Annotated in this window: 20 protein-coding genes, 1 tRNA gene and 1 riboswitch; of the genes, 8 read left to right on the forward strand and 13 right to left on the reverse strand. The window is 65.1% G+C overall.

Annotated elements, in window-relative coordinates:
* Window positions 1-73: 73 nt before the first annotated feature.
* The 6 genes from HNP60_RS14790 to HNP60_RS14815 form a co-directional block, all read right to left on the reverse strand.
* Window positions 74-472, reverse strand: a complete 399-nt coding sequence (locus tag HNP60_RS14790) for a nuclear transport factor 2 family protein (RefSeq protein ID WP_184155206.1) — start codon at window positions 470-472, stop codon at window positions 74-76.
* On the reverse strand, window positions 469-993 hold the full coding sequence (locus HNP60_RS14795; protein ID WP_184155209.1) for a nuclear transport factor 2 family protein: 525 nt from the start codon (window positions 991-993) through the stop codon (window positions 469-471). Before HNP60_RS14795 ends, HNP60_RS14790 begins: the two co-directional genes overlap by 4 nt.
* A 228-nt stretch (window positions 994-1,221) precedes the next feature.
* Window positions 1,222-2,808 (reverse strand): alkaline phosphatase D family protein, encoded by a 1,587-nt coding sequence (locus HNP60_RS14800; protein ID WP_184155212.1) that lies wholly within the window; start codon window positions 2,806-2,808, stop codon window positions 1,222-1,224.
* A gap of 12 nt (window positions 2,809-2,820) precedes the next feature.
* Window positions 2,821-6,090, reverse strand: a complete 3,270-nt coding sequence (locus tag HNP60_RS14805; RefSeq protein WP_184155215.1) for a TonB-dependent receptor — start codon at window positions 6,088-6,090, stop codon at window positions 2,821-2,823.
* A 90-nt stretch (window positions 6,091-6,180) separates the two neighbouring features.
* Window positions 6,181-7,056 (reverse strand): FecR family protein, encoded by an 876-nt coding sequence (locus HNP60_RS14810; RefSeq protein ID WP_260394930.1) that lies wholly within the window; start codon window positions 7,054-7,056, stop codon window positions 6,181-6,183.
* A gap of 82 nt (window positions 7,057-7,138) precedes the next feature.
* Window positions 7,139-7,741, reverse strand: a complete 603-nt coding sequence (locus tag HNP60_RS14815) for a sigma-70 family RNA polymerase sigma factor (RefSeq protein ID WP_184155221.1) — start codon at window positions 7,739-7,741, stop codon at window positions 7,139-7,141.
* A gap of 158 nt (window positions 7,742-7,899) precedes the next feature.
* Between HNP60_RS14815 and HNP60_RS14820 the strand changes: the two genes are divergently transcribed.
* From HNP60_RS14820 to HNP60_RS14845, 6 genes are all read left to right on the forward strand, one after another.
* Complete coding sequence (locus HNP60_RS14820) at window positions 7,900-8,331, forward strand: MarR family winged helix-turn-helix transcriptional regulator (RefSeq protein WP_184155225.1); 432 nt, start codon at window positions 7,900-7,902, stop codon at window positions 8,329-8,331.
* A gap of 72 nt (window positions 8,332-8,403) precedes the next feature.
* The gene (locus tag HNP60_RS14825) at window positions 8,404-8,913 is read left to right on the forward strand and encodes a (2Fe-2S)-binding protein (RefSeq protein WP_184155228.1); all 510 of its coding nucleotides are present in this window, start codon (window positions 8,404-8,406) and stop codon (window positions 8,911-8,913) included.
* Window positions 8,910-9,896, forward strand: a complete 987-nt coding sequence (locus tag HNP60_RS14830; RefSeq protein WP_184155231.1) for an FAD binding domain-containing protein — start codon at window positions 8,910-8,912, stop codon at window positions 9,894-9,896. Before HNP60_RS14825 ends, HNP60_RS14830 begins: the two co-directional genes overlap by 4 nt.
* Window positions 9,893-12,205 (forward strand): xanthine dehydrogenase family protein molybdopterin-binding subunit, encoded by a 2,313-nt coding sequence (locus HNP60_RS14835; protein WP_184155233.1) that lies wholly within the window; start codon window positions 9,893-9,895, stop codon window positions 12,203-12,205. Before HNP60_RS14830 ends, HNP60_RS14835 begins: the two co-directional genes overlap by 4 nt.
* 193 nt (window positions 12,206-12,398) lie before the next feature.
* Window positions 12,399-12,854 carry a carboxymuconolactone decarboxylase family protein gene (locus tag HNP60_RS14840; RefSeq protein WP_184155236.1) on the forward strand — a complete coding sequence of 152 codons (456 nt, stop codon included), beginning with the start codon at window positions 12,399-12,401 and terminating at the stop codon, window positions 12,852-12,854.
* Window positions 12,855-12,996: 142 nt separating this feature from the next.
* On the forward strand, window positions 12,997-13,494 hold the full coding sequence (locus tag HNP60_RS14845) for a YybH family protein (RefSeq protein ID WP_184155239.1): 498 nt from the start codon (window positions 12,997-12,999) through the stop codon (window positions 13,492-13,494).
* A gap of 136 nt (window positions 13,495-13,630) precedes the next feature.
* Here HNP60_RS14845 and HNP60_RS14850 read toward each other — a convergent pair.
* A tRNA-Gly gene (locus HNP60_RS14850) sits at window positions 13,631-13,705 on the reverse strand.
* A 172-nt stretch (window positions 13,706-13,877) separates the two neighbouring features.
* Between HNP60_RS14850 and HNP60_RS14855 the strand changes: the two genes are divergently transcribed.
* The gene (locus HNP60_RS14855; RefSeq protein ID WP_184155242.1) at window positions 13,878-14,789 is read left to right on the forward strand and encodes a tetratricopeptide repeat protein; all 912 of its coding nucleotides are present in this window, start codon (window positions 13,878-13,880) and stop codon (window positions 14,787-14,789) included.
* 5 nt (window positions 14,790-14,794) lie between these two features.
* On the forward strand, window positions 14,795-15,415 hold the full coding sequence (locus tag HNP60_RS14860; RefSeq protein WP_184157100.1) for an LON peptidase substrate-binding domain-containing protein: 621 nt from the start codon (window positions 14,795-14,797) through the stop codon (window positions 15,413-15,415).
* Between the two features lie 107 nt (window positions 15,416-15,522).
* Here HNP60_RS14860 and HNP60_RS14865 read toward each other — a convergent pair whose 3' ends face one another.
* From HNP60_RS14865 to HNP60_RS14890, 6 genes are all read right to left on the reverse strand, one after another.
* The gene (locus HNP60_RS14865; protein ID WP_184155245.1) at window positions 15,523-15,828 is read right to left on the reverse strand and encodes a PspC domain-containing protein; all 306 of its coding nucleotides are present in this window, start codon (window positions 15,826-15,828) and stop codon (window positions 15,523-15,525) included.
* 384 nt (window positions 15,829-16,212) lie between these two features.
* Window positions 16,213-17,421 carry an FAD-dependent monooxygenase gene (locus HNP60_RS14870; RefSeq protein WP_184155248.1) on the reverse strand — a complete coding sequence of 403 codons (1,209 nt, stop codon included), beginning with the start codon at window positions 17,419-17,421 and terminating at the stop codon, window positions 16,213-16,215.
* A 95-nt stretch (window positions 17,422-17,516) separates the two neighbouring features.
* Window positions 17,517-18,275: an ABC transporter ATP-binding protein gene (locus HNP60_RS14875; RefSeq protein WP_184155252.1), complete on the reverse strand. Its 759-nt coding sequence runs from the start codon at window positions 18,273-18,275 to the stop codon at window positions 17,517-17,519.
* Window positions 18,275-19,243 (reverse strand): FecCD family ABC transporter permease, encoded by a 969-nt coding sequence (locus tag HNP60_RS14880; protein ID WP_184155254.1) that lies wholly within the window; start codon window positions 19,241-19,243, stop codon window positions 18,275-18,277. Before HNP60_RS14880 ends, HNP60_RS14875 begins: the two co-directional genes overlap by 1 nt.
* Window positions 19,240-20,076 (reverse strand): ABC transporter substrate-binding protein, encoded by an 837-nt coding sequence (locus HNP60_RS14885; protein WP_184155257.1) that lies wholly within the window; start codon window positions 20,074-20,076, stop codon window positions 19,240-19,242. Before HNP60_RS14885 ends, HNP60_RS14880 begins: the two co-directional genes overlap by 4 nt.
* A complete protein-coding gene (locus tag HNP60_RS14890) occupies window positions 20,076-21,884 on the reverse strand; it encodes a TonB-dependent receptor plug domain-containing protein (protein ID WP_260394931.1) in 1,809 nt (602 codons plus the stop codon). Before HNP60_RS14890 ends, HNP60_RS14885 begins: the two co-directional genes overlap by 1 nt.
* 180 nt (window positions 21,885-22,064) lie before the next feature.
* A riboswitch (cobalamin riboswitch) is annotated at window positions 22,065-22,286 on the reverse strand.
* Window position 22,287 lies beyond the last annotated feature (1 nt).

Consider the following 22,287-nt stretch of genomic DNA (forward strand, 5'->3'; position numbering starts at 1 on the left):
GGCCTTTATCGGGATCCGACGTCGGAAAATTGTTCGACCGGCTCTGATTACGGACTGGGTGTGGCGATCGTCTTCAGCTGAGCGGCCCAAAATCCCGACGGAAAACGGCGGCGCGGATATTGGTGTAAAGGTCACCTTCATACTCATAGAGCGCGAAGCTGTTGATACGGTAGCGATCGCCCTTCTTGAGCGGGCCGGACGTGAAATCAGGAGCATCCACGATGGCCTCAAACTCCGAGGCCAACTCCGCGACAAGGCGCTTGCCGTCCGTAAAGCTGTGGCGGACTTCGATAATTCGGCGGGTCTGCTGGTTAACCTTACGATAGAATTCGATGATGGCATGATGTCCGATCATCTGGGTGCCATTGCCGATGGTGAGGTGCACGTCGGGCGCATAGTGGCGCACCAACTCGCTCCAGTTCTGTGCATTGAAGGCCGCAATGTAGGCGCGGAACCGCTCTTCCTGGTTCATGCGCTGCGTCCCTTTTGTGGGCTGAACCGGGCTGAACGGACACGGGTGAACAGTCCCTTCGCAATGTCATACATCACGAAGTTCACGCTCTCGCGCGTGTCTCCCGCTTTCAGCGGGCCCGTGGGCATATCCGGCCAGTCCTTATGCGCCACCAACGTGGTTCTCAGCACGGCAAGCATGTGCGCGCCTGTGGGATCGCCAACAAAGGTCTGGAGCTCCACACGCTCATGAAGATATTTCCGGACTGTTCTGTAGAAGTCCATGACAGCCTGCCGACCCGTAACCTGAGCAGCTTGGCCGAAGAACTGCACATCATCGGCATAATAGGCACCGAACCTTTCTTCGTCCGCACGATTGAACGCGTCGAGATACGTCTCGAACCAGGGCTGGGATGCAACGGGATGGGGGGTGGTAGAGATGGCCAGCGCGCTTTTGCCACCGAGGCCCAGAACAGCGGCACCTCCAATAAACCCTCGTCGAGAAGCGGTAAGGAATTGGTGCTCAACTGGTTTCTTGGCCATGATCCTCTCCGCTGCCGGCTGCCCGGCATGCTACCATGGTGCCTCACCGATGTTGAGAGATCAACAGCCCGTGACGACGCCGTTGGTTCAGTCACGGCTCAAAGAACCGCGTTCCCTGGCAGAAGACATACGCTCATGTATGTACGGCGAACTCCGGCATGAGAGCATTCCTTTAGACAGCAGACAGCAAGTCGAGAGTGATCAGTGTTCCGCTGCGCTTATGCATCGTCAGGCACGCACGATCACGGCTTCGTGAGGGGCCACGGCAAAACGCGCCAATGTGTTCGCGCTCCCACCCGGCTTCTGGACCTGGTCGATCACCTTGACGTCCGTGCGCCACAGCGCCGGTTCGATATCGAACCGGTCATAGCCGCGCTGGTGATTGGCAAGAGCGAGATTGGGGTTGCGGCCATCCAGATAGGCCTGGATGGCAGGCGTTACCGGAGCGCCATCGCCCTCGGAGGAAATCGAGCTGGCCATGAATTCGACAGCGGCGGCTGGTCCATCGGGCTCATCGTCCCGCATGGGCACGGTCCCGACATTGTGCATATGCGCGTCTCCCGTGGCGACAATGACATTGGTGAGGCCGGCTTGGGCGATCTCGCTCACCAGCCGCGCGCGCGCTTGCGGGTAACCGCTCCACGTATCGGTCGGAGTGGGTAGCGCTTCGCCCGCCGGCCCGCGCCGGACCAGCGGCATCATGCGCACCTGTTGCGCGATCAGGTTCCAGCGGGCCGTGCTGCCGCGCAGGCCCTCGGCCAGCCAGGCCTCCTGGGCAGGGCCGATCATCGTCGAGTCCGGGATCTCGTCGGTGCGGCAATGATGGTCGTCCGATCCCATGCAGAGCTGGTCGGTCCGGTGGCTGCGCGTGTCGAGCACATGGATGCGGCAGAGGGCACCATAATCCAGCCGCCGAAACATGGCGAGACCGTCGGCATGGGGGAACTGCGCGCGCCGTACCGGCACATGTTCGTACCAGGCCTGCATCGCGGCGAAGCGGCGTAGCAGGAAAGCCTCGGGCGGCGTTCCGTCCTGATCGAATGCCTCGACCCAATTATTATCCACTTCATGATCGTCGAACGACATGATGAAGGCCGCCGCCGCATGGGCGGCCTGCAGATCGGGGTCGCTCTTGTAGAGCGCATAGCGGCGGCGATAATCGTCGAGGCTGTATGTTTCGCCGCCCAGATGAGCGCGGCTGACCACTTTGCCCAAGGCATCGCAGATGACCTTCTTCGAGGGGCCGCCATCCTCATAGATATAGTCGCCATAATGGAACACGGCGTCGATGTCGGGTTCTTCGGAAATATGGCGCCAGGCGCTATACCAGCCATGCTGATAATTCTGGCAGCCCGCCACGATCAGGCGCATCTGTTCCGGCAGATCGCCCGGGGCGGGCGCCGTGCGCGCCATCCCGACCGGGCTTTGGGCAACCCCACCGATGGCAAAGCGATACCAATAGGGTCGGCGCGGACGCAGTCCCCCCACTTCCATATGGATGCTGTGCGCCAGTTCCGGTCTTGCCAGCGTATCGCCCTTCCGGACCACGCGCCGGAAGGCCGGGTCCTCCGCCACTTCCCATTGCAGCGCGACGGCCGCCTTGGGCATGCCGCCATTCTCCTCGAGCGGTCGAGGCGCGAGCCTCGTCCAGATGACGAAGCCGTCCGGCCAGGGATCGCCAGCCGCTACCCCCAGCGCGAACGGATCGTCGGGAAAACGCGGGGCCGCCCAGAGCCTGTCCACGCGTCCCAGAGCGCCGGTCAGGGCCAGCCCGCCCGTCGCTGCCAGAAAATGCCGGCGATCGCATGTCAGCATGGCTGGCCTCGCTCAGAAGGTTGCCCGGATGCCGAAGGTCGCGCTCCGCCCGTAAGCCCGATAGTCCCCGGCATGGTCGCCGACCGGACCGCCCGGCGTGTCGACGCCGGGCAGCATGATGAGCGTCTTCTCGTTGAGCAGGTTGCGCATGGACATGAACAGTCGCACGCGGGGGCTCAGCGAATAGCTGCCCGAGAAGTTCATGTCGGTGCGCGGCCGGATGTAGGAGCCGGTCGCAGCGCTGTTGAGCTTCCGGCCGGTCCAGAGGCTGTTCAGGTTGAAGGCAATGGGCCCCTTCTTGTAGGCCAGCGACGCGGAGATCAGATGCCGTGCCGAAAGGGCGATGGGGACTTCCGGCGCGGTATAGGTGTAAGAGCCCCGCACCGTCAGTCCGCTCAGCAGGCCCGGCAGATAATCGAGCGAATGATTCAGCTCGAGCTCCAGACCGCGAATGTTGATGGCGTCGCCCGATACCGTCCGCGTCGTGCGGAAAATGTATCCGGCATAGTCGGTACCGGTATAGCCGAACTCCTCCGCCGTCATTTCCTCGGTCTGGAACTGGCCCTTCACACGGTTCTGGAAATAGTTGATGGCGACGAGACCCACCGGCTCGAAATATTTGACGATCCGCGCGGAAAAATTGTCGGATACCTCCGGTTTCAGGCCGGGATTGGGCGCGGTCACCGTCAGCGTGGCGTCGTTCACCGACCAGACGCCCGCCAATATGTTGACTTCGGGCCGCCGGATCGTGCGGCTGTAGCCGAGCTGGATGTCCAGGCTGTCCGTGGGCGAAAATTTGAGCGACGCGCTCGGGAAGAAATAGTCGTAGCTTCCTTTCCGGTCGATCAGCGGATTGCTTTCATATTGATATTTGATGCCTTCCAGCGTCGAGGCACGCCCCGTGCTCGCCGTGACCGCATAGCCAGCGGCGCGAACGGCGTCGGCGGACAGGGCATCGAACTCGCGCGCCCGGGTCCGCGTCTGCTCCCAGCGCAGGCCGGCCCGGAACTTCAGGCGGGCGGTAATGTCGGCCGTGCCCATGAAATAGGCGGCATTGGTGTCTTCCTCGAAATGCCGGCGGTTCGCGATATAGGCTGTGTAGTAGTTCGCGGCAGTCAGCGTATGCTCGAACAGGTCGGGGTTCGAGAGGAACATCTGCCCGATCTTCTGGTTGCTGGGCATGTAAAGCCGGCTGCTGCCGGACAGTGAGGTGATGTCGATATCGAGTTGATCGAAGGACAGTTCGTTGGCGCTCTGGTTCAATGCCAGGAAGGCAGCCGGGCTGAGCGGCCCCGTGTAGCGATATTGGCTGGCGGCACGCTCATTGGCGAAGTCATAGACGGCGCGCTGGAATTTCACGCCTGTCTTGAACAGGATCGGCAAGGCTTCGAAAGGCGAGTGGAACGAGAGGTTCAGCCCGCCGCCCCATAATTCGGTGCGCGCCCAGCGTCCGTCCTGCGTGTTGAGCACGATCGAGGTCGGGCTCGTATAGCTGGCCGCATCGCTCCAGTCGGCACCGGTCAGCTGGGTGATCGCCCAGTCCTGCGTGTCCAGGCCCGAGCGATGCACGGAGAAGCTGCCCCGCGCGTTGGGAGCGGTGGCGAGACTGAAGATGGCGCCCTCATTGCCCAGCGGATCATAATTGCTGGTCGAGTTGGAGTAGGAGAAATTGCCGTCGAGCGTGAACCGCTCGTGCTTATATTCGAAGCTCGGGAGCAGCGTCAGGCCTTTGCCACGCTTGGAAATGGCGTTGGACACCGCCTCGACGCTGGCCGTGCTGGACTTGGTCGTGAAATCCACGGCGGGATCGCCGATCACACCGGCCGCCCGCGCGCCGGTGATGAAGCTGTAGGCGCGCTGTCCGGACCAGAGGTGGGACCGGTTGTAGATGCCGGCCATGGAAAGTGTCAGCGCGTCCGTCGCACGGAAGTCCAGCGTCAGCGACGAGGCGAAGCGCGAGACCTCCTGCGCGCGCATATGCGCGTAGATACTCGTCAGCGCCAATGGCTCGGGGCTGGCGGCGGTGGGCACGTAGCTGCGCGGATAATAGACCTGCTCCATCTCCGTATAGGTCTTGGACTGGCTGATGCTGGCCACCACGCCCAGGCGATTGCCGAAGAAGACATCGGAATATTCAAGTTGCCCATTGGGTCGAAAGCGCCCTTCGTGCTTGCCTTCGCCCGGCCCCGTCACGCGATCGCGCCACATGTCGTCGTGAGTGTAGCCGCTCAGCTGGACGTTGATCCGTCGCCCCTTGCGATCGAAAGCGCGCTTGGTCCGCAGATTGATGGTGCCGGCCGGGGCATTGGCGTCCACGTCGGCGCTGATCGTCTTGGAAATCTCGATCGAATCCACACTGCTCAGCGAGACCTGCTCGAAGCTGAAGGAGCGCGAAGTGGTCGAGCCGTCATTCGCGTCCGCTGCGGCCATGCGCACCCCGTTCACGGTGATGGCGGTGTATTCGGACGGCAGGCCGCGCAGGCGGACATAGCGCACCGTATCATCACCTTCGCCAGCCGTGTCGACGCCGGGCATGAACTTGATGAACTCGCCGACATTGCCTTCGGCGATATCGCCGAAGGATTCCGAGGAAAGACTGTTGGTGATGTTCATCGACTTGCGCTGGCTCATGATCGCGCGCGCATCGCCCTCTCGCACGGTGCCGGTCACCACGATGTCATTTCCGGACGACGCTTGCGTCACGCCGGTCTGCTGGAGATCGAAATTCAGCGTGGTCGTGCCGCCTGCGGTGATTTCGACCGTCTGGGAAATCTCCTCATAGCCCGTGTAGCTGACGGTGATCTGCGCGGTGCCTGCAGGCAGATCGGCGATGCGATAGGCCCCTTCGTTATCTACGGTCGTGACATGCCGGTCACCTTCTGCAGTCGTCAGCCGGATGATGGCGTCACGCATATAGTTGCCGGTGACGGGGTTCAGGACCTGGCCGGTGACGCTGCCTTTCTCCCGAACGGCCCGCACGGTGGACTGGAGCATGATGAGCTTTCCGTTGTCCGACACGATGCGCAGTGGCGTGCCTTCGAGCAGGCGGCGAAGCGCGACGCGAATATCCAGCGAGCCGATGACCGCCTTTGTGCGAACGCCCTGGAGGTCGCCGGCCGGCGCGATGATCTGGATCTGCGCCTGCCGCGCGAACTCGGGAATGCCGCTGACAGCAGGCTGCTCTGAAACATTGAAGCTGCGCGTCTGTGCCTGCGCTGGCGTGGCAGTCGCAAGCACGGCAAGAGCCACGCCGCCCGTCAGGACGGCTGCACGAATAGTCATTCCCTACCCCCGATTTACGATGATGCAGTGATCGGGGTGGTTGACGTTCGGCAGAGCGACTTCCGCCACTTGCCATCAGATTATTTTTGATCAGGCGGCCGGACGGCTCAAAACGATGCTGCTGCCCTGGCGGACCAGATGGGCGCCGAACAGGCTTGCAATAGCCTTGCTGAACCCGACCGGATCATTGGCCGCGAACAAGCCCGTGACCTGCTCCTGCCGCAAAGCCTCGTCGCGAATTTCGATTGATGGATCGCCATAGCGTGCGAAGGCCTCCGCTGCCTGTGCGAGCGTCTCGCCCTGAAAGGCGATCTTGCCGTCGCGCCAGGCAAGATCGCGAATGATCTCCTCCGCCGAAATCGGGACGGGGCGTGGCCGGCCCGGGGAGTCCAACGCCATATCCAGACGGGTTCCCGCCCGCAGCAGGACATTGTGGCCGGCAGCAGCGGTAGCGCTCACCTGCCCCTCGTCGACGAGAATGCGGGCCGGCCGATCTTCCAGCAGTCGCACGCAAAAACTGGCGCCCCCGGTGCTGATGCGATCCTCACCGGCCTCGACCGTGAAGGGACGTTTCGCATCGGGCGCGACGGTGAAGAAGGCTTCTCCCTTGACCAGATCGACACTCCGCACGCCGCCGGCATAGCGCACGGAAACGCGCGTATCGGTGTTGAGGAAGATGCTCGACCCGTCTTCGAGGCGCACGAGCCGCCGTTCACCGCGCTCCGTTGCATAAGCTTGCGGCATGAGCAGGCCGAAACCGAGCCCGCCGACAATCACAGCGGCAGCCATGCCGCTGCCCGCCATCAGCAGACGCCGCCGCGAGACTTGAGGGGCGGAGATATCCGCCTTGGCCTCGATCTGGAAATCTGCCGGATCATAACGATTGCCCAGAGCGCCGGCGGCCTCGCTGCGCAGGAACACCGCCTGCGCTCTCAGGAGCGCGCCGGGCCGGCGCACGTCTCCCATCAACCAATGCTGAAAAGCCGCCTCTTCCTCTTGAGTCAGATCCGCCCGATCACGACGAGCCACCCAGTCAGCCGCCGCCTCATCAATGCTCTGACTGGACTCGGACTTGATCATGCAGGGTCGGGCTCTCCGGTTTCGCGATCTTAGAGGATCGGGCATTGGTCTTTCCGCCATTCCCGAACCAATCCGTCAAGAAACGAATTCCCCGCGATATATGTTTCTCGACCGTATTCTCGGACAAGTTGAGCTCTTGCGCGACTTCACGCTGGGAAAGTCCGTTCACCCGCCGGAGCGTGAACGCCTTGCGCGTCTGCGGCGGCATGGCGGCGATGGCGCAGGCAAGCTGGCGCAATTCGTCACGATCGATGGCCTGCCGTTCGGGCGACGGCGCGTCGTCCTCCCAATCGCCCGTATTGAGATCCTCCAGCGCCTGGAAGGACACGATGCGCGCCCGGCGAATATGGCGAATGACCAGCGAATGCGCAATCTGGAACAGATAGGCCCGGGGAAAGCGGATATCGGCGACGCTTTCGCGGCATGCCAGGGTGCTGTAGGTTTCCTGCACGATATCGTCGACATCGATGCCGATCGACCTTTTCGAGGACAGCCACGCCTTGAGCGCCGGCTCATGAGGCAGGACATGCCGCATGAACCACGATGTTCTGTCTTCATCGATCGTGATCACGACGGCCCCATTCCCGAAAATCTGGGGCTCGCTAATGCGCTATTCTGACAGTCTGATGACGGTGAGGTTCAGGTGGCTTCAATTGGCGCTTGCTTCGCCTATCGTTCTCCCGCGGGCAACACTGGCCAATTGAGGCCGAGACGCGATATGCGGGCAGAATGAGTGATCCCACTGAAGACCAGCTCGTCGCGCTCGGCACTGCGTTCGAAACGTTCGCGCGAAGATACAAGCTTGCGGACGCACTGCGGTCCGAGCGGCCCCTTGCCGAGCTGGACAAGGCAGTGCTGCAATACATTGCGGATCATGCCGGCTGCGGGCCCACCGACGTGGCTCGCTTCCTGGGCGTGCCCACCACCACGTTGTCCTCGGCGACGGACCGGCTCGTGAAGCGCGGCTTCCTGAAGCGCGAGCGCATCGAAGCGGATCGTCGGGCGGTCGCGCTGACCCTGTCCGAGGCTGGCGCGGCCTACGCACAGGCCCAGAGGGAGACCTATCGCCGGATGTATATGCTGATGCTCTCGCGACTGTCGCCAGATGAACGGGATCGGTTCATCGCGATGATTACAAAGATCGTCTACAACGACAGTTGAATAGTCCGAACTTCGTTGTATCTTGCTTGCGACGCTGACCGGCTTGGTCGCGTCAGCGAGTGGAGCGAAGTCATGGCGATACGCGTGAACGGTGTGGACGTCTTGCCGCCTGACGACGCCAGGGTCTCGCTGCTCGACCACTTGCGGGAGCATCTCCACCTTACCGGCACCAAGAAAGGATGCGACCAGGGCGCCTGCGGGGCCTGCACGGTCCTTCTCGATGGGAACCGCGTCCTGTCCTGTCTCACGCTCGCCGCACAGGCGGACGGGAGCGACGTCCGGACGATCGAAGGCCTTGCCGCTGAGAGCGGGGAGCTGCATGCGCTCCAGCAGGCCTTCATCGAGCATGACGGACTGCAGTGCGGCTATTGCACCCCCGGCCAGATCTGCTCGGCGATCGCGATGGCGCAAGAATTGCGGCGCGGCGACCCCAGCTACGTGACCCTCGACATCGCCGCAGGCCCGCCGGTCGTGACGCGCGCGGAAATCCGCGAACGCATGAGCGGCAATCTCTGCCGTTGCGGCGCGCATAACGGGATCGTCGAAGCGATCGAGGCCATGCTGGCGGAGACCGCGGCATGACGCCGCTGCGCTATGTCCGCGCGGCGGATCGGGCCGATGCCTTGGCGCGGTCTGGCAGCGGCGCGCGGTTTCTGGGCGGCGGGACCAACCTGGTCGATCTGCTGCGCCAGAATGTCGAACAGGCGGGCGAGCTGGTCGACGTCAGCCGTCTGGATGGCGCTATCCGAGAAAGCGATGGCGGTGGCTTGCTGATCGACGCATCGGTCAGGAACGCCGCCCTTGCCGCCCATCCGCTCGTGCGACGCCGCTATCCGGTGCTCGCGCGCGCGCTCCTCGCCGGGGCCTCCGCACAGATTCGCAACATGGCCACGGTCGGGGGCAATATCCTCCAGCGTACGCGCTGCATGTATTTCTACGATGTCGAGGGCGCCCGCTGCAACAAGCGACAGCCGGGGGCCGGTTGCGACGCGCTCGACGGATTCAATCGCTATCATGCGATCCTGGGCGCGTCGGACCAGTGTGTCGCCACGCATCCCTCCGACATGTGCGTCGCGCTCGCCATGCTCGATGCTGTGATCCATCTCTCGGGCCCCGACGGCGCGCGATCAGTGCCGCTGGCGGACTTTCATCTCCTGCCCAATGCCACCCCGCAGACAGAGACCGTGCTGAAGCCAGGAGAATTGATCACCGGCGTCGCGCTGCCGCCGCCTTCGGACGCAGTCAGGTACTCGGAGTACCGCAAGGTCCGCGACCGCGCCAGCTACGCCTTCGCGCTGATCTCCGTGGCAGGCGGCCTGGCGCTCGCCGACGGGCGCATTTCCGAAGCCCGAATCGCGCTGGGCGGCGTCGCCGCCAGGCCCTGGCGGGCGACGCGGGCCGAGACGGCGCTGATCGGTGTTGCGCCGACCCGCGACGCCATCCTTGCCGCGATCCGGGAAGAGCTGGCGGATGCCCGGCCCCTGTCCGCCAATGCCTTCAAGATCGGCCTCGTCGAACGAACGGTGGTCGCCCTCCTCTCCACTCTCGCGGGAGCGCGCGCATGACCAGGCTGCAGAACGCCATTGTCGGCGGCGTGCGCGCCGTCCTTGGCCATGTCCCGGCGAGCTGGCTGCCCGGCGGCACCCCCGATCCGCTGATCGACAAGCGCGTGGCGCTCGGCGGACAGCAGTCGCGGGTCGACGGGCCCGACAAGGTGCGCGGCGCGGCGCGGTTCGCCGCCGAGGTGCCGATGGAAGGGCTTCTCTACGCGGCCTTCGTCCATTCCACGATCGCGCGCGGCAAGATCGCCGAACTGGACATATCCGCAGCGCAAGCGGCGCCCGGCGTCGCGCTGGTTATGACCTATCAAAATGCGCCCAGAATGAGCGTTCCGCCGCCCATCGGGATGACCAACCTGAAGGCCGCCGGCAATCACACATTGCCGATCATGCAGGACGCCGAGATTCGCTGGAACGGGCAGGTTGTGGCCGTGATCCTCGCCGAAACGCGCGAGCAGGCCGATCATGCCGCCACCTTGGTCCGCGTGCGCTATGATGCCATGGCGGCCCGCACGCGCTTCGAGGAAGGCAAGGCGAGCGCCTACACGCCGGAATCGATCCTTGTCGAGCGCAACCGCCTCGACAAAGGCGATGCACGAAGGAAGTTCGCCGAAGCGGCCTGCAAGGTCGATGCCGTCTATACGACGCCCTGGGAGAACCATAATCCGATCGAGCCGCATGCCGCGACGATCGTCTGGCGTGAGGGGAAGCTGATCGTTCACGACGCGACCCAGATGGTCCACGGAACCGCCGGTTCGCTCGCGAAGATATTCGGGCTGAAGGCAGGCGATGTCCATGTCAGCTCGCCCTATGTCGGGGGCGGGTTCGGCGCGAAGGGCCTGTGGGATCATCAGATCCTCGGCGCGGCAGCCGCAAAGCTCACGGGCCGCCCGGTGCGCGTCACCCTCTCGCGCGCCAGCATGCACCGGCTGGTCGGCGGGCGCACACAGACCGAGCAGCGGGTGGCACTGGCTGCGGACGCGGATGGCAAGCTCAAGGCGCTGCTTCACCAGGGCTATGGCGTGAAGCCGCAGCACAGCGTCTGCGACGAAGGGTTCAGCCTCACTGGCCGCTCCCTCTACGCCAGCGAGAGCTTCGATATCGTCCAGCATTATGTCGATCTCGACCTTCTCGCGAACAGCTTCATGCGCGGCCCCGGCGAGACGCCTGGCACTTTTGCGATCGAATGCGCGATGGATGAGCTGGCGCATGCCCTCGGCATGGACCCTATCGAACTGCGCCGAATCAACGCCGCGAGCCGTGACCCGGTGAGCGGGGCGCCCCACTCGCAGAATGCGATGATGGAGGCCTATGACCTGGGCGCGGCGCGCATCGGCTGGGACCGGCGCACGGCGGAGCCAGGCATGCGGCGGGACGGCGAATGGCTGATCGGCATGGGCTGTGCCACCGGCACCTTTCCGTTCACCCGAATGCCCGGTACATCCGTCCGGATCACCATCGACGCCGCCGGCGACGCCCATGTGGCCAGCGCCGCCCACGAAATGGGCATGGGCACCGCGACGGTCCAGCGGCAGCACGCGGCCGATCGCCTCGGCCTCCCGCTCGATCGCGTCACGGTGACGATCGGGGACTCGAGCCTGCCTTTCGCCAGCTTTGCCGGCGGATCGTCGCAGACCGCATCACTGGCGGCGGCCATCAGCGCGGCCAGCGGAAAACTCGCGGTTCAGCTTATGCGGATGGCGGGCAACGACACGCCGCTGGCGGGCCTCAAGCCAGGCGAGGTCGAATTCGCGGACGGCGGCTTGCGCAGTGTCGAGGATCCCGCCCGCCACGAAAGCTTCGCCTCCATCCTGGGCCGCGCCGGCCGACACGAGCTGAGCGTGGTCGGCGAAAGCGGTGCGCCGCTCGAAATACTGAAATACGCCATGCACAGTACCTCGGCGATCTTCTGCGAATTGCGGGTCAGCAACGTCACGGGCGAAATTCGCGTCGATCGTCTGGTCGGTGCCTTCGATTGCGGTCGCATCCTGAATGCCAAGACAGCCGCCAGCCAGTTCAAGGGTGGCATGATCATGGGCCTGGGTATGGCCCTGACCGAGGAGACTCTGCTCGACGAGCGCACCGGCCGCATCATGAGCACGTCCCTGGCCGACTATCATGTGCCCGTGCATCTCGACGTGCCCGACATTGATGTCTTGTGGACCGACATCCCCGATCCCCGCACGCCCCTCGGCGCGCGCGGGATCGGCGAAATCGGAACGACCGGCGTGGCGGCAGCCCTCGCCAATGCTGTCTTCAACGCAACGGGCAAGCGCGTGCGCGACTTGCCCCTTACACTGGACAAGCTGATCTGACCCGACCGGAATGGCGGCCGGCGGCTCAGCAAGGATGAGATCGTAGCGCCCGGGATGGCGTTGGCACTCGCGGAACGAACGGAGAAAACCCGCCCGAGTGAAAAAAGATCGGCGGATATGTCACACTGCCTCTTCCTGCGTCGTCAGGGTTGGCGAGCGTTTTTGAACGCCGCCCAAGAGGAAGGAAATCATCATGAGCAAAGACAAGCGACTGATCTGGCACGAGGTCGCCCCGCAGGGCGCCAAGGCGCTGTTCGGCATCCACCATTATGTCACCACAGGCACCAACCTTCCTGAGGAACTGATCCACCTCGTCTTCCTGCGTGTTTCGCAGATCAACGGTTGCGCCCATTGCATCGATCTGCACACGCGCGATCTGCTGAAAACCATGCCGATCGACAAGGTCGCGCTACTACCGGTCTGGGCCGAGGTGCCTCATCTGTTTCCCGAGCAGTATCGCGCGGCGCTGGCCTGGGCCGAGGAGGTGACGCTGCTCAGCGAGACGCACGCATCGGATGAAGCCTATGCAGCAGCTGCGACCGCGTTCCCACCCAAGGACCTGGTTGATCTCACCATCACGATCGCAGCGATGAACGCCTTCAATCGGCTCGGCGCACCGTTTCGATTGCCCGTGAAGGCTCAGGCCTGATCTGCGCCGGCGATTCCGTACCGCGCTGCGAACCGAAACTCTTCTCATGACACCCAACAAGGAAACTGCCGATGGCTTCCAAGCCTGAACTCTCCCGCGCGCTGGAGGGATCGTCCCCTCGCTCCTCCAGCATTTCAACTCGATGGATATCGACATCATGTGCGGCTTCTATGAGCCCGACACCATATTGGTCAGCGCCAATGGCGAACCACAGCGCGGGGCCCCGGCCATTCGGGCTGAGTTGCTGAAATATTATAGCGCGCAACTGCCGATGGTGATCATCGCCCGCCACATCTTAGTGGCGGACACGATTGCATCGCTCGTGCTCGACTGGAACATCGTTGGGAAGACACCGACTGGTCAAGACTTTCACATGGTCGCAACGTCGAATGACATCGCCCGGCGCGGTCCGGACGGATATTGGTGGTACATCATCGACAACCCCTTCGGCACACGAGTCCGTCACTCGCCTGACCTGCTTTGTGCGTCTGGTCCGGGGCGGACGCCTTGTAAGAGCCTGTCGAGCGGAGGGTGCGGGGTGCCCCTAGAAGGGGTAGCGGGAGACAGGTCGGCCCCTGCTCAGGGGATGACTTTCCCCAGGAGCATCGACTCTCAGCGGCAAAACACAGCCGCCCCATGAGGGATCTGAGCAATTACGCTGGGCACTCGACGCTCGCGGGTTCCGAACCCCTGGACACCAGGTGGACACCAGCAGCCAAGCACCGGCGCTCCCCGAGATGGGAGGCTTTGCAACACATTGACATAAGGAAGAAAACTGGAGCGGGCGAAGGGATTCGAACCCTCGACCCCAACCTTGGCAAGGTTGTGCTCTACCCCTGAGCTACGCCCGCTCTGGCGGACCGGAGAGTTGCCCCCGGTCGGGTGAGCGGCGCACCTAGCACCGCCTCCCGGGGGCGGCAAGCCCCTTTTTCATCTCCTCAAAGAATTCGGCGCGCCCTTGCGAAGGAGGCGCGTTCCACCCCATATGGGCCCAGTCAAACGGGCGCAGCAGGAGACAGGAACGTGGCCACTCTCGGGTTGAGCGAGCAAGACAAGCAAGCCGTTGCGGACTTCCGCCGCGACGTCGTCGAGCCGTCGCAGACCAAGCTCGTGCTCGTCGATTTCTGGGCGGAATGGTGCGGCCCCTGCAAGCAGCTCTCGCCAGTGATCGAGAAGATCGCGGCCGAATATGCCGATCGCGGCGTCCTGCTCGTCAAGATCAATGTCGACGAGAATCGCTTCATCGCCAGCCAGTTCCGGGTCCAGTCGATCCCCACGGTCTATGCCGTCTTCCAGGGACAGCCGGTGGCCGATCTCACTCAGGCCCGGACGGAAAGCCAGTATCGCCAGATGCTGGACCAGATCCTCGCCCAGTTGCCGATCGAGAGCGAAGCCGGGCAGCGCGCGCAGGATCTCGAGCCCTTGCTTGCCATGGGCGAAGAGGTGCTGAACGCAGGCGATGCGGAGCGGGCCCTCGCCATCTTCGCGCAGATCAGCGAAATGGCGCCGGAAAGCGCCGAGGCCGCTGGCGGCCAGGTCCGCGCGATGGCTGCGCTAGGCCTTACCGACGAGGCCGAGGCGCTCATCGCCTCGCTCCCGCCCGAGCTGTCGAAAGAGGCCGCCATCGAGCGTGGCCGGTCGGCGATCGCGCTTGCCCGGTCCGCCAAGCCGGGCATCGATGTTGCGCCCCTCCAGGCCCGGCTCGAGGCCAACCCGGACGATCATGAAGCCCTGTTCGAGCTGTCATCCGCCTATATGGCCAATGGCGATCGCGATGCGGCAGCGGATGCCCTGCTCCGGAGCATCGAGAAGGATCGTTCCTGGGAGGACGGGAAGGCCCGCGCGCAGCTTCTCCAGCTCTTCGAGGTGGTGGGTCTTGAGGATCCCTGGGTCGCTGCCCAGCGGCGCCGCTTGTCCGCCATCCTCTTCGCGTAAGCCATATCGTGGGACGGCGCCTGGCGATCTTCCCTTTGGGTGGCGCGATCCTGTTCCCGCGCATGCATCTGCCCCTGCACATTTTCGAGCCGCGCTATCGTGCGATGGTGATGGAGGCCATGGCGCGAGACCGCCGGATCGGCATGATCCAGCCGAGTGGTCCGGGCGAGCCTGCGCCGCTTTATTCCGTTGGCTGCATCGGGCGCATTGCCGAGGTGGAAGCGCTGGAGGACGGGCGCTTCAACATCATTCTGACGGGAGAGACGCGGTTCCGCGTCGCGCGCGAACTCGACGTGACCACCCTGTTCCGGCAAGTCGAGGCCGAACTGCTGGACGAGGAGGAAGCGGAGCCGCAATTCCTGGCGCCCAGCGAACGTGCGGCGCTCGAAGAGGAGGCCCGGACCTTCGCGGACGCTCTGGGCTATGCCGTGGAATGGGATGCCGTTGCCACGCTGGACGATGAGACGCTTGTCAACGCCATTGCCCAGATCGCCCCTTTCGACACCGCTTCGAAGCAGGGCCTGCTCGAGGCGGAAGGCCTCTCCCAGCGCTCGGAAATGACCATCCAGCTCATGCAGTTCTTCCGTCGTGGCGAGGACGGACAGGGAAGCATGCGCCTCCACTGAGGCTCCTGGCCTGCGACAGCCTGCACCCTGGACGCATCAGAGCGCGGGAGCAGGCTGTTTGGATCCACCGCCGACGCCCGGATGAGGCGTCGCGACGGATTATAAAGTCAGGCCGCGACCGCGACGGGCAGCAGGTCGTCATTCTCGGCATCAACCGCGTCCGACGGGGACACCGTCGACACGGGCTGCTGGACGGCAACCTTGCGCGGCGCCTTGAAGAGGAGCCGGCTCGCCAGCACGATCGCGCCTGCGGCGAGATAAAGCGCGACCGCAGCAGTCAGATTGAAGAAGACCAGAGTTGCGAAGGCCACCCGCAGCCATGTGGGGTTGACGCCCAGATCCTCACCGATCGCTTCGCAGACGCCCAACAGGGTATCGTTCCGGGCGACGAGGGAAGGCTGGTAGGTCTGCATATCTGGCTCCTGTAATCTCGTTTGGCCGGACAGTCGGCCATCTGTTGTCTTGCTCTATGCAGGGACCGTGCCATTCCCGAAAATGGCTGTTTTCCGCCCTTTCTATAGACGCACCGTCTCATGCTCGGCTCTACAACTCAGTGCCGGGTGCCAAATGTTGGCGTTTTCCCCATATCGGTGGAGTGTCGATGCAAGACCGCGATGGGCCGCATTGTGCACTGCAACACGTTAACCGCGCATGTACGTGCCTCCTGCGCCAGCGGAAAGCCTGCAGATCGAAGAGGCACGAGCACTCGCCCTGGCGGATGCTTTCGCGAGATGGGGCGGGGCGGCCTCGCCGGGCGCGACGCCTGCGGGTTGGGCCGCGCTTGCGGAACCGGGCAGCTAGATCGCTTCGCCCAGCAGGAGCCGCGGCTTGGCGCCGCTCTCCCCACGCGCTTCGGCCATGAAGCGGGACTTGAGCGGTTCGAGGCGCTGGACAGCGGACAGGCCGGTCCGCCTCAGCAGGGAGGCCGGACGGCCGGGCACATCGAACAATCTCACCAGCCCGTCCATCATGATCGTCACGCTGAGCGAATCCAGGGCTCTCCAGCGCTGGTAGCGGGTAAGCAGTTGCGCATCGCCCGGCTCGAGGCCGATGCGCATCCCCTCGACAATGACTTCCGCGAGCGCGGCGGCATCGCGATAACCCAGATTGACCCCCTGCCCCGCAATCGGGTGGATGCCGTGCGCGGCATCGCCCACCAGCGCCAGGCGGCGATCGACGATCCGCGCGGCGCGGTGATATCCCAGCGGATAGCTCTGCACTGGCGCTGCCAGCTTGATCGCGCCGAGGAAACTGCCCATCCGCTTTTCCGCCTCGGCGAGAAGCGCCGTCTCCGGCAGCTTCATATAGGCGGGGGCATGACCGGTGGGCACGGTCCAGACGATGGCCGAGCGGGTGCCGGGCAGCATCGGCAGCAGCGCGAAGGGGCCGCCGGGATAGAAGATCTCATAAGCGGTGTTGCCGTGCGCCACCTCATGATCGATCGCCGTGACCAGCGCGGTGTGCGGATAGGACCATCGGGCGACGGGAATACCCGCCAGCTCGCGCGTGGGGCTGCCACGCCCTTCCGCACCGACGAGCAGGCTTCCGGACAGCGCGGCGCCACTTGCCAGACGAACACGCACCCCGTGCTCCTCCCGCTCCACCGCCACCGCGCTGTCCGGCTGGAACCGGGTGATGCCGCTGGTCAAGCGTGCAGCCGCCTCGATGCCGATCCGCATGTCGCGGTTCGGAATCATGTAGCCCATGGAGCCATCGTCCGGATCGGGCGTGAAATCGAGCGCGCCGCCCGAAAGCCCTTCGCTCACCCAGATGCGGTCGATCGGGCAGATCTTGCCGTCCAGATGCGGGGCGACGCCGATCGCCTCGAACAGCTTCCAGCTCGCGCTGGCAATGGCCGAGACGCGTCCGTCGAAGCCGGGAGCCAGCGTGCCGGCCGGATCGGCGGGATCGATGACGGCGCTGGACACGCCATGGCGGCCCAGAGCGATGGCGAGACTGAGGCCGACCAGACCGCCGCCCAGGATGATGACGTCAAATCGCTGCATGCTGCCTCTCTAGCTCCGGCAATGGCGAAAGGCGACGGAAAATGCCGCACCCGCGTGGCGAGCGACAGCAGAATGATGGCCCGGAAGGGCGCACGTCAGACGCGCGGGCGACTCACCAGCACCGTGTCCTCGTCGAGCCGCGCATAAGCGAATGCCACGCCGAACACCGCTTCCAGCGCTTGGGGTGTCATGACCGATTTCGTGGGGCCCGCCGCCGCCAGCCGGCCACGATCGAGCAACACCACCTCGTCGGCAAGTTGCGCCGCGAGCGCGAGATCATGCACCACCACCACGACGCCGATGCCCCGCGCGGCGATCTGCCGAAGCTGCATCATCAGCGCCTGGCGATAAGCGATATCGAGTGCCGCGAAGGGCTCATCGGCCAGCAGCCAGCGCGGCTCTCCGGCCAGGACTCTCGCCAGCATGGCCCGCGAGCGCTCTCCCCCGGAGAGGGTCCCGGCGAGCCGATCAGCAAAGCCGGTCATGCCCGTCTCGTCCAGCGCTTTCGCGATGGCGCGCTGCCCCGCCTCGCTTTGTGCATCGCCATGCGGGACGCGGCCGAGACTGACGAGCGCGCGCACAGAAACGTTCCAGTGCAGCGGCGGGTCTTGTGGCAGGTAGCCGATGTCCCGCGCGCGCGCCTTCGCTGCACGGTCCGGCAAGGGCGCTTCATCGAGCAGCACATCTCCACGCGCGGGCGACAGAAGCCCGGCCAGGCAAGCGAGCAAGGTCGACTTGCCGGCGCCGTTCGGACCAATGATCGCCGTCACGCGCCCCGGCGCGAGCGACAGGTAGATCTTGTCGAGCAGAACGGCATCGCCTGCCTTCACATGCACGCCCTGAGCCGCAAGCATCAGACCAGCTCCCGTCGGTAGCGCGCCAGCAGCGCGAAGAAGAAGGGCGCGCCGATCAGCGCCATCGCGACGCCGAGCCGCAATTCGCCGGCACCGGGCGTGAGCCGTACCAGGCTGTCCGCGACCAGCACGAGCAGGGCGCCGCCAAGTGCGGACGGCAGCAGCAGGCGGGACGGCTCGGCGCCGAAGAAAGGCCGCAGCATGTGCGGCACCATCAGTCCCACAAAGCCGACAATGCCGGTGACCGCGACCGATCCGCCGACCGTGAACGCAAGCGCCACGGCCAGCATCCACTGCAGCCGGGCGAGATCGACGCCGAGCGAGCGGGCCACCACTTCGCCAAGCGTCAGCGCATCGAGCGCGCGCCCCTGCGCCAGGACGAGCAGGCTTCCGGCAAGGACGAGAGGCGCGGCGATCCGCAGCTCCGCCCAGCCCCGATCGGTCAACGCGCCCATCAGCCAGTTGATGATCTCCGAGGTCGCGAAGGGATTGGGCGCCAATGTGATGAGCAATGCGGTCAGGGCACCGGCAAGCGAGGACAACACGGTCCCCGCCAGCAGGAAGGCGACGGCGCTGGCGGTTCGGCCCGCAAGCAGGCCGAGCAGCAGAACCGCCAGCGCGGCCCCCGCCATGGCAAAGGCCGCCACGATCTCGCCCGATGCACCCAGGCCGAGGAAAATCGCCGTCACCGCGCCGAGCGCCGCCAGCGCGGAAATGCCGAGGATTGCCGGATCGGCGAGGGGATTGCGCGTGTAGCCCTGCAAGGCCGCGCCGGAGAGGCCGAGGCCCGCGCCAATCGTCATAGCGAGCAGCGCGCGCGGGAGACGCAGGTCCATCATGATGATCGCGCGCGGATCGCCACTTGCCATCCCCCCGATCGGCACCCAGACCTTGCCTGCGAGGAGCGCCAGCACGAACGCCAGCACGACGCCCGCGCACAGCAGCGCAAGTTTCCCGCCCCGGCTCATGCGCCTGTCGCCCCGCGCCGGATCGTCGCGAGCGTCCCGGCCGCTTCGATGAGATTGGGGCCAGCGCATTGCAGCAGGCGGGACGGAAAATCGGCCACTCGCAGGCCCGGAACCCGCGCGAGCATCGCTTCGCGGGTGCCCGGACCGGCCCCATCCGTGAGCAGCAGATGCGGCGGCCGGGCGATCAATGGTTCCAGTGGCAGCATGTCCCACATCGCAAGGCCATAATCATGGCTCATGTTGCGGAAACCAGTCCGTGCGAGCAATTCGTCCGCCAGCGTTCCCTGCCCCGGCACCAGTCCGCCGCCCAGCCGGATGAGGGCAGGCACCGGCGAGCGACCCGGTGCCGGCCGCGCTGCCGCCAATGCCGTGTCGATCCGGTCGAGCAGGCGCCTGCCACGTGCCTCATGCCCGATCGCCCGCGCCACCTGCAGCACCTGCGCCCGGCTCTCCTCGATGGTCGCGGGCACGCCCACGGTTTCCACGCGCACACCTGCGTCGGCGATGGCCCGCTGCGTCGCCGGCGCGACATGGGAGCCGAGCAGAACGAGATCGGGGCCAGCGGCGATCACTTCCTCCGCCGTGCCGCCATTGGCCGGGAAGCGCCGGGCCACATCCAACGGAGCCGAGGTCGCACGAGGATCATGGCTATAGTGGCTGATCGAGAGGATCTGACCGGGGTCGGCCACGGCCAGGAGAATGGCGTCGATGCAGGGATTGAGGGACATGACGCGCGGCGGCGCCCCTGCATGATCGGCGGGCGGCACCGGCCCGCGCTGTGCCACCCCGCAACCGGCGAGCGCCAGCAGCAGTGCCAGCCCTCCCAGTCGCATCAGATCCTCACCCGGACGCCGCCATAGGCGGCGCGGCCATATGTCGCGTAGCCATAGGCCGTTTCGTAATCGGTATCGAAGGCATTCTCCAGCCGCCCGTAAAGCTCGATATGCTCGCTGATCGGCAGGCTTGCCCGCAGATCGACAAGCACATAGCCATCGAGCGTGCCGGCCGGCGCCACCGGATCGACCGCATCGCTGGCCATGCGCAACGAGACGCCGGTGGCGAGGCCGAACCACCAGCGCTGGTCCACTGACGCACTGATGCCATGCACCGGCCGCCGGGCGAGATGCCGGTCGTAGTTCAGCGAGCCCGGCGAACGATCCCGTGTATCGACAAAGCTGTAGGCCAGCGCGAGGTCGAGACTGTCGACCGGGCTCACCGAGACTTCCAGCTCCACGCCCTGCGCCCTGGTGCGGGCCAGATTGGCGTACCGATAGGTCGCCATGTCGAAATCGATCTGGTTGCGGGTCGTGCGCGTGAACAGGGTCAGCGAGACACGGCCCCGTCCGTCCGCGATGCGCCGGTCCAGCCCGAGGTCGTAGCTCTCGGACCGCTCTGGCGCGAGGTCGCTGGTGCCGCTGAACGTGTCGTAAAGCTGATAGAGCGAGGGCGTGCGGAAGCCCTCGCCATAAGCGAAGCGGATGCGCGTCCGCTCGTCCGCCAGCCCGAGATTGGCATTGGCGCCGAAAGTCGTGACGCCACCGAAGGCGCTGTGCGAATCATGGCGCACGCCGCCGGTGAGCGAAAACCGGCTGGTCGGCTTGAGGATCAGCATGCCATGCACGCTGTCCGTATTCGCTTCGTGCCGTTCGTCCGAACCGAAACCGAAGAAGCGGTAATTCGGCGCATCGTGCGTGTAGCCGAACGTCAGGTCCACGCCGGGCGCGGCTGCCATCTGGCCGCGATAGTCGATCCGCCAGTTTTCTCCACGATAGCCGAATTCGACAGGCCCGTCGGGCGCGTAGCGATAGTCGCGGCGATTGCCGAGATAGGTCACCGACAGGCGGCTGCGCAGCACGCCGCCGAAACTGCTGGCATTGAGGCCGGCATAGCCCGTCGCCTGACGGAACTTGCTGGTATCGGCACTGTCCGCCGGCGCTCCGAAGAAGCTGTCATAATCGAGCGTCGCGTCGATGGCATAGCCCCGCAGATCGAGGCTGAGGCCGGCCCCCAGCGGTGCCTCGATGCGCGCATGCGCCGTCCAGTTCTCCAGCCCGTCGCGCTCGCTGGCGCCGAAGCGCGTGGCGGCGCTGGAAATGCCGTCGGTGCGCAAGCCCGCAATGCCTGCATCCACCCGCAGCTCTCCCGCCCGCCAACCCAGATCGGCCGTCCCGCGCATCGTCTCGGCATAGCCGCCTTCAGCCGACCCGCGCAGGGACAAGCCCTCGGGCACGTCCGGATCGCGCGTCGAGATGTCGATCACCCCGCCGATCGCTTCCGAACCATAAGGAACGGCATTGGAGCCGCGCATCACTTCGATCCGCCGGATGTTCCCCACGAGCAGATTGCCGAAGTCCACCGCATCGGCCGTGCTGCCCGGATCATTGACCGGCACGCCGTCGATGAGCACCAGCGTCTGCCCGGTTTCCGCGCCACGCAGGGAAATCCCCGTCACCGCGCCCAGGCTGCCATTGCTGTTCACCCGCACTGAAGGGAGCCGGGCGAGCAGATCCCCCACGCTCCAGGACTGGCTGCGATCGATCGTCGCGCTGTCGATGATGCTGATCGCCTGCCCGCTCTCGTCCCGGTCCTGCGGGGCACCGGTGGCGGTGACGATGATCGTCTCCTGCATCGCCTGTGCCATTGCCGGAACCGGCATGAGCAAACCAAGCGCCGCGACGGGCACTGCCGAATGTCTTCTTCCTCGCGTCACATGACGTCCTTTGCCATGAGCCGCCCCCGGCCAAGTGGCCGGCGACGTCCTTCTGCCTTGTCGTCACGCGAGGGTTTCGGCCCCGTTCGTCCGGCACATCCCGACCGGCGAAGGACAGACTGTCAACGGGCAGGTCTCCTGGCTCCCGGGTCAATGCATCCGCACCGCCTTCCCATGGCATTGGCCGGGAACATCCCGACCGCCACAGTGGCATGAAAGGCGCGTCACTCGCCGGTTACAGTTGCGGGAACAGCACCGGACTTGCGGCGGACCGCGCACCGGACTTCCCTTTTGCTCCCCGCTCGCGCGGGAACCCGTAACAGGGTGCTGTCTA

The sequence above is a fragment of the Sphingobium lignivorans genome (assembly GCF_014203955.1).
Taxonomy (GTDB): domain Bacteria; phylum Pseudomonadota; class Alphaproteobacteria; order Sphingomonadales; family Sphingomonadaceae; genus Sphingobium; species Sphingobium lignivorans.